The organism is Pseudomonas sp. NPDC090201 (assembly GCF_044746825.1).
Lineage (GTDB): Bacteria > Pseudomonadota > Gammaproteobacteria > Pseudomonadales > Pseudomonadaceae > Aquipseudomonas > Aquipseudomonas putida_AD.
The window spans coordinates 262,427-279,234 of sequence record NZ_JBIVCX010000003.1 but is presented as its reverse complement, the minus strand read 5'-3'; the positions used below and the strand labels follow the sequence as shown (position 1 = coordinate 279,234).

At 56.6% G+C, this 16,808-nt stretch carries 13 protein-coding genes and 1 pseudogene; 2 read left to right on the top strand and 12 right to left on the bottom strand.

What is annotated here, in order from left to right; all coding sequences use genetic code 11:
- Positions 1–21: 21 nt before the first annotated feature.
- The 7 genes from tssH to ACIPOO_RS11305 form a co-directional block, all read right to left on the bottom strand.
- Positions 22–2,619, bottom strand: coding sequence for a type VI secretion system ATPase TssH (gene tssH, locus ACIPOO_RS11335; protein WP_400606795.1), 2,598 nt, complete (start codon positions 2,617–2,619; stop codon positions 22–24).
- Positions 2,616–3,686: a type VI secretion system baseplate subunit TssG gene (gene tssG / locus ACIPOO_RS11330; protein ID WP_400606793.1), complete on the bottom strand. Its 1,071-nt coding sequence runs from the start codon at positions 3,684–3,686 to the stop codon at positions 2,616–2,618. The genes tssH and tssG overlap by 4 nt, the downstream gene beginning before the upstream one ends.
- Positions 3,650–5,482 (bottom strand): type VI secretion system baseplate subunit TssF, encoded by a 1,833-nt coding sequence (gene tssF / locus ACIPOO_RS11325; RefSeq protein ID WP_400606791.1) that lies wholly within the window; start codon positions 5,480–5,482, stop codon positions 3,650–3,652. The genes tssG and tssF overlap by 37 nt, the downstream gene beginning before the upstream one ends.
- Entirely contained in the window at positions 5,482–5,964 is a 483-nt protein-coding gene (gene tssE, locus ACIPOO_RS11320) for a type VI secretion system baseplate subunit TssE (RefSeq protein WP_400606789.1), read from the bottom strand. Before tssE ends, tssF begins: the two co-directional genes overlap by 1 nt.
- Positions 5,965–5,989: 25 nt before the next feature.
- Positions 5,990–7,492, bottom strand: coding sequence for a type VI secretion system contractile sheath large subunit (gene tssC, locus ACIPOO_RS11315; RefSeq protein ID WP_093458282.1), 1,503 nt, complete (start codon positions 7,490–7,492; stop codon positions 5,990–5,992).
- 14 nt (positions 7,493–7,506) lie between these two features.
- Positions 7,507–8,040, bottom strand: a complete 534-nt coding sequence (gene tssB / locus ACIPOO_RS11310; RefSeq protein WP_093458283.1) for a type VI secretion system contractile sheath small subunit — start codon at positions 8,038–8,040, stop codon at positions 7,507–7,509.
- Positions 8,041–8,108: 68 nt separating this feature from the next.
- Complete coding sequence (locus ACIPOO_RS11305) at positions 8,109–8,858, bottom strand: hypothetical protein (protein WP_400607717.1); 750 nt, start codon at positions 8,856–8,858, stop codon at positions 8,109–8,111.
- Between the two features lie 890 nt (positions 8,859–9,748).
- Between ACIPOO_RS11305 and ACIPOO_RS11300 the strand changes: the two genes are divergently transcribed.
- Positions 9,749–10,093 (top strand): hypothetical protein, encoded by a 345-nt coding sequence (locus tag ACIPOO_RS11300; RefSeq protein WP_400606786.1) that lies wholly within the window; start codon positions 9,749–9,751, stop codon positions 10,091–10,093.
- 333 nt (positions 10,094–10,426) lie between these two features.
- Here the strand turns inward: ACIPOO_RS11300 and ACIPOO_RS11295 are convergent, their stop codons facing one another.
- The 5 genes and pseudogenes from ACIPOO_RS11295 to ACIPOO_RS11275 all read right to left on the bottom strand — a co-directional run bounded on the left by ACIPOO_RS11295 (position 10,427) and on the right by ACIPOO_RS11275 (position 14,228).
- Complete coding sequence (locus ACIPOO_RS11295; RefSeq protein WP_400606783.1) at positions 10,427–10,750, bottom strand: immunity protein Tsi6 family protein; 324 nt, start codon at positions 10,748–10,750, stop codon at positions 10,427–10,429.
- 78 nt (positions 10,751–10,828) lie between these two features.
- Positions 10,829–11,176, bottom strand: a complete 348-nt coding sequence (locus tag ACIPOO_RS11290) for a hypothetical protein (protein WP_400606781.1) — start codon at positions 11,174–11,176, stop codon at positions 10,829–10,831.
- A 469-nt stretch (positions 11,177–11,645) separates the two neighbouring features.
- Positions 11,646–12,417 (bottom strand): annotated as a pseudogene (locus tag ACIPOO_RS11285) (DUF6861 domain-containing protein); the annotation flags it as partial.
- 128 nt (positions 12,418–12,545) lie between these two features.
- Complete coding sequence (locus ACIPOO_RS11280) at positions 12,546–12,809, bottom strand: hypothetical protein (protein WP_400606779.1); 264 nt, start codon at positions 12,807–12,809, stop codon at positions 12,546–12,548.
- A 9-nt stretch (positions 12,810–12,818) separates the two neighbouring features.
- A complete protein-coding gene (locus ACIPOO_RS11275) occupies positions 12,819–14,228 on the bottom strand; it encodes a DUF6861 domain-containing protein (protein WP_400606777.1) in 1,410 nt (469 codons plus the stop codon).
- A 730-nt stretch (positions 14,229–14,958) separates the two neighbouring features.
- Here ACIPOO_RS11275 and tssI point away from each other — a divergent pair.
- On the top strand, positions 14,959–16,794 hold the full coding sequence (gene tssI, locus ACIPOO_RS11270; RefSeq protein WP_400606775.1) for a type VI secretion system tip protein TssI/VgrG: 1,836 nt from the start codon (positions 14,959–14,961) through the stop codon (positions 16,792–16,794).
- Positions 16,795–16,808 lie beyond the last annotated feature (14 nt).

Here is a 16,808-nt window from a genome sequence, read left to right as displayed (position 1 = left end):
TGCTACCTATGAATGCTCGAATCAGGTCAGGCGGTAGGCGAAGTCGCCGTCGCTGCCCAGTTCGATGTCCAGACGTTGAATCGGTTTGTCCTGAGCCATGCGCTCCAGCACATGCTGCGCAAGTTCGGGCATGAGCGTCTTGGACAGAATGTTGTCGATGTTGCGGGCGCCGCTGTCGACCTCGGTGCAACGCGCTGCAATGGCTGCGACCAGCGACTCGTCGTAACCGAGAACCGCTTGATGATTGCGTTCAAAACGCTTACGGATACGTTCCAGTTTCAGCGCCACGATGCTTTGCAGGATCGCGTCTTTAACCGGGTAATAAGGGACGATGGAAAGACGGCCCAGGAACGCTGGCTTGAACACGTGATTCAGTTCGTCGCGCAGCCCTTCGACGATTTCCTCAGGGCTCGGTTGCTCCGATGCGTTCAGGCACCGCTGCATGATGCGGTCAGTGCCGGTGTTGGAGGTGAGGATGATCACGGTGTTGCGGAAGTTGATCTCGCGGCCTTCACCGTCGTCCAGCACGCCCTTGTCGAAGACCTGGAAAAACAGCTCCAGGACATCCGGGTGTGCCTTTTCCACTTCATCGAGCAACACGACGCTGTAAGGCTTGCGCCGCACGGCTTCGGTCAGGACACCGCCTTCGCCGTAGCCGACATAGCCAGGCGGCGAGCCTTTGAGGCTGGAAACGGTGTGCGCCTCCTGGTACTCGGACATGTTGATGGTGATGACGTTACGCTCACCGCCATAGAGCGTGTCGGCGAGCGCCAGTGCGGTTTCAGTCTTGCCAACGCCGCTTGGGCCCAGCAGCAGAAACACGCCAATGGGCTTGTTCGGGTCTTCCATGCGTGCGCGGGAGATCTTGATGCGCTTGCCGATCTCCAGCAGCGCATGGTCCTGGCCCAGCACGCGCTCACCGAGCAGGGCGGGCAGATGCTGCACGGTATCGATTTCATCGCGCAGCATCTTGCCCAGCGGGATACCGGTCCACCCCGAAATCACTTCGCCAATGGTACCGCCGTCGACCAACGCATGGACCAGAGGCTGTTCGCCTTGAACGCCCGTCAGCTCGCCGTGCAGGGCAGAAATTTCATGGGCGTCCGGCGTCTCGCTAGCACTGGCGCGGGCGAGCTTCTCGACCAGTTCAAGCTCGTTTTTCCACTGATGCTCCAGTGTTTCACGGCGTTGCGTGGCCGCCTTCAACTCATCGTTGAGCGCCGCCAGACGACGAGAATGGTCACTGCCCCTGGACGCTTCCTGTTGCAGCACCACGATTTCCGACCGTACGTTTTCAATCAGTCGCTTGCAGTCTTCCAGCGGGCCGGGTTGGGCGGACTGCGCCAAGGCCACGCGAGCGCAGGCGGTGTCCAGTACGCTGACCGCTTTGTCCGGCAACTGGCGTCCGGTGATGTAGCGATTGGACAGGCGCACAGCCTGCACCAGCGCTTCATCCATCACCGTAACCTTATGGTGCTCTTGCATTTTGCCGAGCAGGCCGCGAAGCATGTGAATGGCTTTGTCTTCGTCCGGTTCTTCGACTTTCACGACCTGGAAGCGGCGGGCGAGGGCGGCGTCTTTCTCGAAGTATTTCTTGTACTCTGCCCAAGTCGTCGCGGCAATGGTGCGCAACTCGCCACGAGCCAGCGCAGGCTTGAGCAGGTTGGCGGCGTCGTTTTGCCCGGCCTGACCGCCCGAGCCGATCAGGGTGTGCGCTTCATCGATGAACAGAATGATCGGGTGCAGGCTACGCTTGGTTTCCTCGATAACCGATTTCAAGCGGTTCTCGAATTCGCCCTTCACCCCAGCCCCGGCCTGCAACAGGCCCAGGTCCAGCGTGTGGATCGCCACGTCTTTGAGCACCGAAGGCACGTCGCCCTGCACGATGCGCAACGCCAGACCTTCGACCACTGCGGTCTTGCCAACGCCCGCTTCGCCGGTGAGGATCGGGTTGTTCTGCCGACGACGAGTGAGGATGTCCACCATCTGCCGCACTTCGAATTCGCGACCCAGCACCGGATCGATGCGCCCTTCGCGTGCGCTCTGGGTCAGGTTGACGGTGTACTGATCCAGCGCAGGCGTCTTGCCGTTGCCAGCTAGGGGGCGACCGGCACTCGCCTCGGGCGTGCCCAGCGGCTTGGCCTGTCGCGATTCCGGACTTGACTCGACCAGGGCTGCGAGATTGACCCGCAGGTCGTCGGCGTTGATTTTTTCGAGCTCGGCGGCCGAGGCCACCACGACGCGGCGCAGTTCAGCGTCGTCCAGCAGCGCCTGAATCAGGTAGCCAGTGCGAATCTGGCTCTGACCGAACTCGATTGAGGCCAGCAGCCACGCCTGTTCGATCATGCGAGTGATGTGCGGCGAAAGAGCAGGCGTGCGTGTGTTGCCCTTTGTGAAGGTGGCCAGCGCCGTGACCAACTGCGCCTGCAAACGCTCAGGTACGACGTCGTAATGACGCAGAATGGCCGGCAGGTCGTTGCCATCGTCCTCAAGCAGTTGCAGCAACAGATGCTCGACTTCAACCTCGTAATGATGCTCGGACAGACACAGGGCGGCGGCGGCTTCTGTGGCTGTACGACTGGTTTCGTTGAGCTTGGCGAACAGCGACTTCAGGTTCACAGAGAGACCCCATCAAAAGGAATATGGAAAACGGCACAGCGGGAAGGCTCGACCTCGACGTCCGGGCGTTTGAGCCAGCCCAGCCAGCCCAGCGCGACATTGCCTTGACGACCCAGCCGGGCGAGCGGCACAGCCTGGCGCGCAAGGTTGGGCGCAATCTGAAAATCCAGCTGGGCTCCGATGTAAAAACGCACCAGATCCACCAGCCTCCGGTAGTCCTGTGTGCCTGGCTGAAAGCGCAAGTAATCGGCCAGTTGCAGCGGGCCGATGTCGATGCGCACGCAGGATTGGTAATCCCAGACACGATTACCCGCCACCGCGCTCTGTCCAAGGACGGCATTCTTACGGCCCAGTTGCGTCCACTGGCTGACATCAAGCTTCAGCCAGCGCCCGGCAAACTGACTCACCTTGAACGGCAGTGAGAAATAAAAGCCGAGCATCACTTGCAGGTTCAGCGCGTTGCGAGGTTTCTGCGCGAACAAACCGGAGAAGTAGCTGAACAATTCCTGACGCAGCGGCGAGCCGTTCGGGCCGAACTTCTGTTTCTGCGCTTGAGGCCCAAAACCCACCAGATTGAGCAGGTAACGATCGAAGCCCGAAGTACCGGTGCGCTCGTACTCGATATGGAATTTGTACTTTTGCCAAGCCTCGTAAAACAGCGTGGTCATGCGATGCGAAAACACATCGAGGAAGGCGTGCGCCGCGTCGTCGCGGTACTGAATGTGCCGCTCCATCAGCAGTTCGGTGTACGGTCGCGGCAAGACACCGGAAGGCCCGACCAGCCCCATGAACGTCACCTGCACCTCCGACAGCGGCAGGCCGGTGGCCGACACTTTGCCTTCGCGCTCAAACTTGAGGTCGCTGACTTCGCTCGCCGGAAAGTTGAGCGACAACTGCGAACGAAAGCGCAGCGGATCTTCATGCGGCCGCGTCTGCAGGTCCATACGTCCGTTTCTGCTGTAATGCAGGCGGAGCAAACGCACCAATTGAAAGAACTCGAATCGGTGCGGCTCAGCCCGTGCCTGATCAATCAGACCAGGGGTTGATCGCCGGTTCGCGGGGGCCATTGGACCACTCTCTTTTCACGCTGCAAGGTGCGTAGGGTTAATTGGGTAAAGCTGTTGATCGAGCAGTACTGGCCGAAGAAATGGTCCAATACCATGCCGAACAGGAACACACCGCTGCCGGTGTACTGGCTTTCATCGAAGGTCAGGGTGATACCGACGCCGCGAACGAAGTTGGGGCGTGGATGGCCGATGCGGGCGACCACCGGCTCGCTCGCGACCGACACGATCCCGTTGATCTGCTTACGGATCGCGGAGGTGTTGCGGTAGTTGTACAGCGACAACAGTTCCAACAGGACCTCACGGCCTTTCGAGACCAGCGACATATGGTTCAGCGACAGGTGCGAGATCAGCCGCCAGATCACGCCATTGCCCAGTGGCACGCGCACCGAGGCAGTGGGCTTGCGTAAGCAGCGAATGTCCTTGATGACCGAGTTGGCCGGGATGTTGAAATCGCCACGTTCGCCGCCGAACGGCAGCATCACGGGCACGTCGCGGTTACTGCAGGTCAGACGAATACTCAACGTGTCGTTGCTGGAATCAATCAGCTCCAGATCACGATCGACCACACGAACGACCACGTTCGTACCATCGCTTTGCCGGGTTTGCACCGGGCGACGTCTGGCGATCCAGAAACTGTTGCCGGGACCCTGATCGGCGCGGGGTTCGAAAAACGGGTGGCAGGTGGCGACCTGGTCGATACCGCCGAGCTTCTTGATCCGGCGCACACGATCAATGGAAACCACCTCGGCCGAACCTTGTAGGCGCACGTCCGGAATCACGGCGTACTCGTGCTGTGCGTGCGTCAATTTGATCGGCTCGGCTTGTTGCCGGAACAGATTGATGATCGGCGTGCAGTTGAGCTTGAAGTTGCTACGTCCAATGTTCTGCGTCAGACGCGCCAGGCGGTCGTTGAGGTCGTAGTCGGAAAAGTAGAAATTGATCTCGACCTTTTCCAGTGTCTTGCCCGCCAGGATGCGGCCGAACCCGGACAGGTCGAAAAACATGAACTTGTCCGGAAAAGTGAAATATTCATGCAGCAGGCGATAACCCAGGAATGATCGTTCCGAGTAGTCGACCAGACCTTCATCCAGGCCGTAACCCACGGCCTTGAGCGCGCCGGCAGGCAGCGTCACTTCTCGACTGCGGCCTTCATCCTGAAATGTCACAGTCGCTTTGGCCAGGTTGTTGAATAGCAACTCGTACAGTTGCAGCATCAGGGTGCTTTCGCCGTCGAGGAAAAATCGCAGGCTGTCCAGCTCCATCTGCCCAAACAGCGCATCGGTGGTGGTACCCAGACCGATACGCAGACGTGCGACCAACTCGGCGCTGTGGCCATTGAAGGCGGAGCGCTCCATTTCGACAAAAGATGCCTGTTGCACGGTGATCGGCCAGAGCTCCACCGGGTAGCACGTACGAAACTTGCACACGATGCCGTCCACCGGATTGGCATGCATCTCCGTGTGGCGGGCGACGCGATAGGCTTCAGTGACCTTCTCGTTGGTACCCATGCTGAATTCGACGATGGACATCGACGGGGTAGGCCGCAGGTAATGCGGGTACAGCACCTCAAGGAAAGACTCGACGATCTCCGGAAACTCGTCGTCCAGTTTTTTGTGGACGCGGGCAGCCAGAAACGAAAACGCCTCGATCAAACGCTCGGTATGCGGGTCCTCACAGTTATCGCCCTCGATGAGCAACCGTGAAGCGATTTTTGGATACTGGCTCGCAAACTCCTGGCCCAAAAAGCGCAGGTGCGACAGTTCCTTTTCGTAATAGGGGAGCAGGTCGTCGAGCATCAGTTGAGGTTCTGTACTTTGTATTCCTGGGTGTTGACCTGCAGCACCGCGTCAAACGAAACCTGACGCGATACATCCTGCAGGCGAAGTACGGCGTCCACGCGAAAAGTCAGCATGCGTTGGCCTGTTTGTTGTGCCAGTAGTTGTACTTTGACGCTGCGAAAGCGCCTGTCGCCGACCGAGATCGCTTTCTCCAGTTGCCGCTGGATCAACAGACGATCCTGCGGGTCGAGCACGCTCTTGCTGGTGAAGTCAGGCATCCCGTAGTCGAGGATCGTGCCGCTCAACTGGGCGAAGCCGTCGAGTTCTTCGGCGACCAGAGACTGGCGGGTATTCACCAGGATCTCCAGGTCACGGACGATGCTGGCCTTGTAATCGGCCAGCGAACACAAGCGCTGCGAGGACGCTTCGACGGACTGGTGCGGACGGTCGTCCAGCAACCGGTCCAGCAGTGACGGCAACAGCTTGTGTTGGCTACTCATATTGCCTCCCTGGCAACGACATCGATCAGCCGCGTGTGGACTGTGGCAACTCTGCAACCAGTCGCAGGGACGCGGTCAGTTCATCCAGTTGATAGTGCGGACGCAGGTAGGTCACGGCCTTGTAGACGCCGGGCTTGCCAGGTACTTCGAAGACTTCGGCACGCGCTTCGCGCAGCGGGAATTTGGCCTTGGCTTCCTGGCTGGCGGTGTCGTCCAGCAGTACGTAGCTGGACAACCACTTGTTCAGGAACAGTTCGACGTCCTTGCGCGACGCGAAGCTGCCGACCTTGTCACGCATGATCGCTTTCATGTAGTGGGCGATACGCGACGTGGCGAAGATGTATTGCAGCTGTGCCGAGAGCCGCGCGTTGGCGTTGGCGATGTCGGTGTTGTACTGCTTCTGCTTCTGCGTCGACTGCGTGCCGAAGAACGCGGCGTAGTCGGTGCCTTTGCAGTGCACTAGCGGAATGAAACCCAGGTCCGAAAGCTCTTTCTCGCGACGGTCAGTGATCGCGATTTCGGTTGGACACTTGAGCGCGATTTCGCCGTCATCGGTCTTGAAGGTATGGGTCGGCAGACCTTCCACCAGACCGCCGCCCTCGACACCGCGAATCGCCACGCACCAGCCATAACGCGAGAACGCATCGGTAACGCGCGTGCCCAGTGCATAGGCGGCGTTCATCCACAGGTACTTGTTATGGTCGCGACCGTCGACGCTTTCGACGAAATTGAATTCCTCCACCGGTGTGGTATCCGGGCCATAGGGCAGACGACCTAGCACGTGGGGCAGGGTCAAGCCGACATAACGCGAATCTTCGGAGTTACGGAAGGACTTCCACTTGGCGTATTCCACAGTATCGAAAATCTTCGCCAGATCACGCGGGCCGGACATGTCGGTGAACGAGTCCCAGCCGAACAGCTCGGGGGACGCTGCGGAAATGAATGGCGCATGGGCCGCAGCGGCGACATGGGAAATCTCTTCGAGCAGGTACATGTCTTCCGGGTTGCGGTTGAACTCATAGTCACCCAACAACATGCCGAACGGCGCACCACCAAAGGTGCCGTATTCTTCTTCGTAGATCTTCTTGAATAGAGCGCTCTGGTCAAATTCGGACGAGGCTTTCAGGTCGCGTACCAAATCTTTCTTGGAGGCGTTGAGCAGGTGGATTTTTAGCGTGGTACTGGTTTCGGTCTGATCGACTTGATACTTCAAGCCGCGCCAGGATGCTTCCAACTGCTGGAACTCGCGAGCGTGCATGATTTCGTTCATCTGCTCGGAAAGCATCGAATCGATTTCGGCGATACGTGCATCCAAAACTGCAATGAGATCTTTGCTAGGCGTCATCTCGCCTTCCAGCACCTGGCCGACCAACTCGCCGATCAGGTCACGTGTGCGAGTACGTTCGGTTTCGGAGCGCGCGACACGGCTTTCAGAAATGATGCTGTCGAGCAGCGACGACTGTGGCGCGAAGTTTTCCACTTCAACCAGATCGGCGTCCTGCTGAGCCACGGTTTGTTTATCGTTCATCGTCGTGCTCCTGCTTACTCTTTGGCATCGGTGGCTGGAACGGCGGCTTCACGACCGAATTCCTTGCCCAGCGTTTTAAGCTTTTCAGTGTTCTGCAGCACATCCATCAGCAGCTCTTCGAGCTTGTCGTTGCCGCCCATCTTGTTGCGCAGGTCGGCCAGCTTGTTGCGCACTTCCAGCAGCTTGCGCAGCGGCTCGACTTGCTTGACGACGTTTTGCGGCTCGAAGTCTTCGAGGGTGTTGAAGTTGAGCTCGACACCCAGTTGCGTACCGTTTTTCGCCAGCGTGTTGTCCACCCGATAGGCCAGGCGCGGCTTGATGCCTTTGAGCACGCCGTTGAAGTTGTCGCGGTCGATGAAGATGAACTTGCGGTCCTTGAGCTTCGGCAAAGGCTCCAGCGGATTGCCAGAGAAATCGCCCAGCACGCCCACGACAAAGGGCAGCTCTTTCTTTTCCTGAGCGTCGCCGATGTCCACGTCGTAGGTGATATGAACCCGAGGGGCGCGAACGCGATCGAGTTTGTGCTGGGTACTTTCCTTTTTCGCCATCGTGATCTCCTGTGCGAGTAACTCGCTGCAAGTCATTTGCGTGCCGGCCCGACGATGAGCCGGCCGCGTTACAGTCCTTCGATCGTCATCAGCAGGCGCTGACGTATCTCATCTTTCATGTCCATGATGCTGTCGTGGCCCACCAGCTCTTCAAAACTGGCGTTGCCGGCAATCTGCGTACTGCTGCGGATGACCGAATCGTCCGGCAGCGTCGAGCGCACCGGAGAGCTGATCACGCAGAAGGGCAGGTCCCCGAAATCCTTCAATCGCTCGAAACTGACCGGGAATCGCAGCCCGTCGAACAAGCGGCCCAACCCTGGCGATTTGCTGACGCAATAGAACAGCACCAAGTAATGCACGACGAAGCGGTACAGCTCGGCGCTGCTGCGGTTCGGGTCTTTAATGACTTTGCGAAACTGCGCCAGATCGAACGAATTGAACCCCACTACCCAGCGCGTGGGGCTGGTGATACGGATGGTCTGGCCGCTTTGTGCCAGAACCTTGTCGTACTCGAGTGGGAACAACTCGGGTGTGGTGCTGATCAGGTTCAACGGCACTTCCATCTCATTGACCAACTGGAACGGAGACGCCGCACCAATTCTGTCGTACAACTCTTTGAGTTCTTTGAAGTGATGCTGGGTTTCACGACCACTGCTGCGCTGCGCGCCCTGTAAGTATTCGCCAAACAGATTCTGCGGGCGGATCAGCAAGGACAGCGTCGCCAGATAATCCGAAGCCTGGGCTTTGAGCACATCGGAAATCGCTCGCGTCTGGCTTCGCAGCTTTATCAATGCTTCTACATCAAACGTCTGAGTCATCGATACATCGTCCTTGACCCTCCTTGACGGCAGCCCTGACAACGACAGGGCAATTGGAAGGGCTATTTGTTTCTCAACCGGCACACCTGCTCAAGAGGTTCGACTCCGGACACAGGATCACGAAATCGCCCCGCACAATAGGTGGGAGTGGGGTGCTAGCAAATCAATATTGTCTAGCCAGTAGCGTCAGCTCAGGCACCATTTCACGTAGGGAAGTTCCTACAGACGGCAAGTTTTTCTCGTTTTTGATACATATCGCAATGATGTCCGAGTGCTAGCAGTAACATTTCTGATACACCTTTATGTCGCTCTAAGCCTTGTATATCAATGGCTACAGCGATTTTTTGGATCCCATTACTGCGCTCGAATAAAAGGTGAAAAGGTGAACCGGTTCACCTTGAACCCCTGACGTTTAAGCGGAAAATCAGAAGCGGGAGCGAGTGTTCAATGAGTCCAGTGATGGCAACCTCGGGATCTGGAGGAGGGGTTCGGCCGATCAGGACGACAGAGGTTCGATTTGAAAAGCCAGGCTTGGTTGCGAGGGCGGGGGTTACGTCAGGATCGGTATCAAGGTATAACGCCGCCATCGCGCCGGCCGGTTTTGCGTGCTGAGGGCAACGTGCCACTGGGCTTGTTAAAACCTCGGTATGTATCGAGATGACCGGGTAGCAGTGAACACGTGATAGGGAGTTTTGCCAATGCAATGGTTGCGCCGTGTCAGAGCCTGCTTGAGTCGTAACGAACCTGTGAAGGCGTCGGAGCCGACAGTGCGTCCGCCGCAGGTGCCAGAGGGGCGAACGTTGAGCCGGGTGCAGCAGAACTTGAGTCGGTTGCCGATCAACCTAGAGCCCGAGCCTCTCTCAATGCCTTTACCTGGGTGTCCGCCGCTGATGGACAAAGACACCGAGTTGCGCAATCGGTATCTGACTTACGTGACCTACGCTCAGGAGGTCGGCCCTCAACGAATGACAGAAGCCGACCGAGAAAGAGGGCGGCTGTTGGCGCGCAAATGTCATAGCCGGGCGATTGACCTGGCTCTCGCAAAAGCGACTGAACAGTGGATCGGGATTTACTGGTACATGCAGTGTGCCGCCATTACATCGCTGTTCGCAGATGGGCCTACATCGGCGGCTTTCATCGAATATCGCAAGGACGTGGATCACTACAGGGGTTGGCCGCTGGCCAGCGGGCAGGTTCAGGCCTTCGATCTGTACGTGGATTCGTTTACCGCCTGACTTCAATAAGACAATTTTTTGCGCCAAAGAACGGTCATGTGCTGACGGTACTGCGCAGACCTCAAGTACTGCGTGCATTCTTGCAATCGTCGTAGAGCGCCGGCAGCAATTGATGAAGTGCGTCGTTTTCGGTTGTCAGCAGGTGCCCTTCGCGGTAAAGGACGACATCGCTGATAGACCCCATCCCGCCGACCCCAACGCGCGCAGGATCTGCCCGACTCCACCAGATAGTTCTCTCTAGGCTTGCGTCCATGTTACGGGTACTGATTGAAGATTGGTAATCCGGTCACACAGCTTCATGGCCGCCGCCTCACTCGAATGCGCAGCGATGGCCTAGAAATTTTCCGAAAGGCTCTCTGGCGGCTGCCCATCCGGTAACTGTATTTTCAGCCCGTGTGCGATCTGGTCACGGATGTGGTCGGCTACAGCAAGTGCATCTGAATGCTTCAGGTCATCTCGATAGAAATCTTCTGCCGGCCAGACAAAGATCTTTAGCCTGTGCAGTTGAGCTTTGTCTGTCTCGACGCCCAGCACCACATTTCTCAGGAATTCAAGGTTGCAAAGCAGGCCTGAATACACGGCTTCCCTTGAGCCCGTTTCCAGTCTCGATCGCGTTATACTGATGGCTTCGTCGATGTAATCGATGGCTTTTTTCAAGTCAAAGGTTCCTCAGTGAATTTCATGCTCGACCTTCACGTTTTTGCCGCGCTACAGGTACTCCTGGATTCATATATATCACTTATTGAACGCATCAACTGTTATCTTTCCATTATCTGGGTCGACCGAATAGCTTACGCCGTTCCAGTTCGCAGCAATTAGCGCACCAGAAGGGCTAATAAAGACGTCAATGTAGGGTTTGTCCTTCTGCGTTCCGTGAGGACTCTCTTGAATTTGCCAGCGGATCTCCCCATTTTTGGACAGTCCAAATATGTTTCTATTGAAAATAGTTCTTGGTGGCGGTTCCACCTTCACGATAATCAAGTCGTGATAGATTTTTGCTTCGGTCACCGGGTGGGGCAAAGAAATTTCTTTCCCTTGAACTAAAATTTTGCTATCAGATATTGCGAAGACATCTATAGTCATTGGCCTAACCTTACAGTGTTGTTAAAGGCTGATGTGGGTAGTCGTTCCAGTAGCTCGTATTGAGTGGCATTGCCAATCCCCCCAAATACTGGGTTTACAATTCCAGTCCTAATTCTCGTTCCGGCAGGAACTGAGACTTCCGACATGAATGATGGCAGCTCTGGAAGCGCAAATTTTGATTTGATCTGCGACGGCGTTAACCCCCTTATCGCTTCTGGTTTCATCATCCAGGAGCGAGCCATGTTGTTCTCTCCGTGCACTCTAACGTAGACATCGTCAACAGTATTAGTGAACTCGGTGACTCGCGTGCCAGGTTTGTATGGGGGGGACCAGCCTTCGGGAAATGTCGAATTGACTTCGGCGGCAGAACGATAGGTGATGTCGCCCCTTTTTGCATTTCTTTTTCCAAGGGTTTCCCTAGTTTTCGCTGCACTTTCGTTCAAGGGCTCTTGAGTTTTGGTCAGCGGCGTCACGTCCTTCACCTGCAACTCCGGCTCCGCTAGAATCTTACTCTGATTCTTCGCCAGCCAGTTCGCAAACTCCTTGTTCGAAATACTCGCCTGAAGCGTGGCACTGCGCGTCGCAATGCTCTCCATGCTGTTGATCACGCCAGCCTTCATCTGCCCGCGCGTCAGGTAGGTCACGATGGCCGTGAGCAACAACAGAACCAATTGCTCCTGCCCGCGAGCGAGCTGTCTGGCAGCGCGTTCGGTACGTTCCTGAATCTGCGCTGAAGAGCCGCCAGTTGGATCGAGACCTGCCGGTTTGAGTCCGTCTTCGGCATACCAGGCCGTTGCCAGACCTTCCTGCAGAGTGGACAAACAGGCTGGTAGGCCTTTGTAAAAGTATTCAGCGATTGCCGACAGGCCCAGCGCCATCAGGATAAGGTTGCCAACTTGCAAGCCGATGCCAGCACCTGCCACGGCTCCTGGCGCAGCTCCAATCCCGAATGCCAGAGAGCCAGCAGCGCCGCCAACGGCACCACCCACCGCAACGCTCCCCCCCAGAATCATCACCACTTCCTGCACCAGCTTGAGCAATACCGGCAGGATTTCCTTGATATTGATCGACGCCCACTTGCGGGTAAGGTCAGACTGCATGATCGGGTAGGAGAGGGCCATCGCGTTCCGGACGTTGTCGATCCGGTGGCCACCCATGGCGCCATAGGCTTGACTCGCGCCATTGCTGACCCGACGGGTGAAACCGTCCCAGCTCTCGTGGGCGCTTTGCATGCCATTGCTGTTGAGTTTCGCTGACGTTCGCTTACCACCTTTTGTCGTGGGCCCCGCAAAAATTTGGGCAGATTAGCTTCGCTGGTGGAGCTCCAGTCCCAGCAGCTGTTGTCATAATCGCGGATAAATTCCGTAAATTAAATAGCCGTCCCTCTTCTACTACCGGGCTTCTGGATCAGCAATTCGTCTAACTCTCTGCGGCGGCATCGGGTGACGAATGCCAGTGCAGCACTGAGATTCCTTTGAAATAGGTCAAACTGCGCGTGGTCAATTTCGTAATATTCCTCATATTCAATCATGTCATTCTTAACAGGGAATGAAACGTAAAACTTTCCGGACGTTTCCTCCACTCCTAGTGAAAAGCGTTCTTCGCGGTTAAAGTACATGTCTGTAAATTTCATAATGACCCTCTATGGTATTGGAGTTGTTATAAATCGTTCCGCGGGTATCTTACCAGCATCAATGACAGCTTCTAAATTACCATCTGGTAGTTTTCCTCCCGGAAGCCAGAAATTGTTGGCCCCCGCTTCATTGCCAGACGGAATACGCAAGCCTAGCTCTTCAGGAGTCGCTATATCAATACGCACTAGCTTATCGTTCTCCAGAAACCCTTCTGGAAGACCGAGTTTTTGTTCCAGTACTCGTTTGTCACCCGCGGCCTTCGCGAAGATTTCGTCTACTTCATGCTTGGCCATGGTGAATGAGGTGCCATCTGTCTGCGCTATTCCATATTTTTCGAAGTTGCGCACTGGCATGATACGCGAAGCGCCGTTCTTAAACTGTGCAAGATGATTCGCCATATACTCGGGTGTCAGATAAACTGAAGGATCGGGTCTAGACCCTTTCGGTATCGCCAGAACCTCCTCTGCAGTCCATCCCGGTTTAAACACCTCTATCTTTTGAGCAACACGCAGCTCACCGCGTTGCTCCGGGAGTGGCTCGGGTTCCGGTTTCTTTAAAGGCATCACGTCCTTCACCTGAAACTCCGGCTCCGCTAGAATCTTACTCTGATTCTTCGCCAGCCAGTTCGCAAACTCCTTGTTCGAAATACTCGCCTGAAGCGTGGCACTGCGCGTCGCAATGCTCTCCATGCTGTTGATCACGCCAGCCTTCATCTGCCCGCGCGTCAGGTAGGTCACGATGGCCGTGAGCAACAACAGAACCAATTGCTCCTGCCCGCGAGCGAGCTGTCTGGCAGCGCGTTCGGTACGTTCCTGAATCTGCGCTGAAGAGCCGCCAGTTGGATCGAGACCTGCCGGTTTGAGTCCGTCTTCGGCATACCAGGCCGTTGCCAGACCTTCCTGCAGAGTGGACAAACAGGCTGGTAGGCCTTTGTAAAAGTATTCAGCGATTGCCGACAGGCCCAGCGCCATCAGGATAAGGTTGCCAACTTGCAAGCCGATGCCAGCACCTGCCACGGCTCCTGGCGCAGCTCCAATCCCGAATGCCAGAGAGCCAGCAGCGCCGCCAACGGCACCACCCACCGCAACGCTCCCCCCCAGAATCATCACCACTTCCTGCACCAGCTTGAGCAATACCGGCAGGATTTCCTTGATATTGATCGACGCCCACTTGCGGGTAAGGTCAGACTGCATGATCGGGTAGGAGAGGGCCATCGCGTTCCGGACGTTGTCGATCCGATGGCCACCCATGGCGCCATAGGCTTGACTCGCGCCATTGCTGATCCGCCGGGTGAAACCGTCCCAGCCGTCATGAGCGCTTTGCAAACCGTGGCTGACGCTTTGGTTCAGTTCGCTGAATTTATGGTCCAGGTTTCGTTCGATGTCGTCCCAACTGGGGACGTGGGCTAAAAGATCCATTTACACATCACTGTCCTTGAGTGAAAGCCGCTAGCCAGATATCGGCCATTAAGTTGCCCCGTTCGATATCACAGAGCCACTAGTGGCAGGTAAGACCATCACTTACGCATTAAATTCCAGAGTGGATCGCATTCTTCTCATCTACGTTACACATCAGCAATGATGTCATATGAATATCAACTTGCGATGCCAGGCCCATAACTCACTGTCGCAGTTAAATTTAGCCGTTCCCAAAGCTGCAGATTTTTTTCCGGATTCTACCCAAAGATTGAACCAGAGCACTGCGCATCACTTCGCAAAAAACCGTTTGTGGGTTGACACGACGCGGCCCGCAGGTGTCTCCTTCCTCGCTTTCGGGCGTCTGTAACATTTGTGAGACTGTGCACCCATTCTCAATTTTGATGCACTGATGGCACTTTCGAATTGTTTGGCGGTCGCATTGTCCAGCTGTGCTAATGCGTGCGTTAGTCGAACGATTAACGCCGTCCCCTGGCAATGCCGAATGATCGCGCAATGCACGTTGCTGGCCGACGCATGAGTAAACGCAGCGGTAGTCAGGGTCTTACACAGCGCTCGGAACAGCGCTACGGCGGGCAGTGCGTTCGTATGTCGAAGCGCACTGGATTAATCAGTGATAGTGCAACGGGATAGCTGTTCCCCCGGTTGCTCGTAACCTGTTGTTGCCGAGCATGGCGGTAGCGTTGTTCCCCATGCCTCCAAGGAGATACACATGTCGATGGACCTTGCCGCGTTGCTCTCGCCTCAGAACCGGCGTCTGTTCAAGTTCAACAACCTGGCTAACCCTGAACAGCAATTGCTGATTGAGTCCTTCAAGGGACGCGAAGGGTTGTCGCAGGCGTACAGCTTTGAACTGCTGCTGGTTTGCGAGGATTCGGGAGTCGAGCTCAAGTCGATGATGGGCCAACTGGTCACCATCGAGATCGAGCTCGCCACTGGGGCCCCGCGCTACCTGGCCGGTTACCTGACACGCTTCGCCAGCATTGGCAGTGACGGCGGCATGGCGCGCTACACCGCGACGCTGAACCCCTGGTTCTCGATGCTCAAAAACCGCTTCGACACGCGGGTTTTCCAAGGCAACACGGTCGAGGAAGTCGTCACTCAAGTCTTCGCGCTGTGCCCGGCGTTTTCCCGGCATGAATTCCGCCTGACCAGACCTCAAAAGCGCTACACCTACATCACCCAGTACCGTGAAACCGACTTCAACTTCGTCCAGCGCCTGCTGGAAGAAGAGGGCATGTTCTACTACTTCGAGCACACCGCCGAAGGCCACACCATGATCATCTGCGATGACTCCAGCACGCTGGTGGCATTGCCTGAACAACCGCAGATCCGTTTTCACACCGCGTCCGTCACCGAGACCGCCGACTCCATCACCCAGTGGAGCGGCAACCGCCAGCTGCAGTCCGGCAAGATCGCCGTGCAGACCTTCGACTATCGCCAACCGAATAACCGTTTGCCAGTGACGATGAACAGCCTGAACAAACAGGGCGATGTCGAGAATTTCGAGATTTACGACTTCCCCGGCCAGTACACCCACGGCACCTATGACGAGGGTGAGGCGCTGGTGCGTTTGCGCGTCGAAGCGCTGGAACTCAAGGGCAAAAGTTTCAGCGGCGCGAGCAACTGCCGAGCGATGAAACCCGGCTACACCTTCGAGCTACTGCAGCACTACGACCACGATCAGGGCTCGGCCGAAGACCGGCAGTTTTTGCTGATGGGCGTCGAGAGCGAAGGCCACAACAACTACCTCAATGGCCATCAGGCGAGCTACTACAACACCTTCACCTGCGTGCGCAAAAAGATCCCTTTCCGCCCGCAGCTGTCCACGCCGCGCCCGACGATCCCCGGCCCGCAGACTGCCATCATCGTCGGCCCGCCAGGCGAGGAAATCTTCACCGACGAACTGGGCCGCGTGAAAATCCAATTCCACTGGGACCGCAAGGGCCAGCACAACGACCACAGCTCCTGCTGGGTGCGCGTCGCGCAATCCGGTGCCAGCGGCGGCTTCGGCAGCATCCAGATCCCACGCGTCGGCGACGAAGTCGTCGTGGTCTTCCTGGACGGCAACCCCGACCGCCCGCTGATCATGGGCAGCCTGTACAACAGCCAGAACACCCCGCCCTGGTCACTGCCGGCGAACAAGACCCAGAGTGGTTTTTTGACCCGGTCGATGAAGGGCAAGGGCGCTAATGCGAACTTCTTCCGCTTCGAGGACAAGGCGGGCGCCGAGCAGATCATCATGCATGCCGAGCGCAATCTGGATACCGAGATTGAGGTCGATGAGAGCCATACAGTCGGCGGCAATCGCACGATCAAGGTGGACGGCAAGCACTCCGAAACCATCAAGCTTGAAACCAGTATTGCGGTGTCCGATGGCTCTTATTACCTCACAGTCGACCAAGGTGAAGTGAAGATCAAGGCTGCCACGTCCATCACGCTGGAAGTAGGTGCCAGCAAGCTGATCATGAAAGCAGACGGGACGATCACCTTGTCTGGCAACGTGGTCGATGTCGAAGGCAAAACGATCATCAATCTGAACAAATAAGCTGACGGACAAGG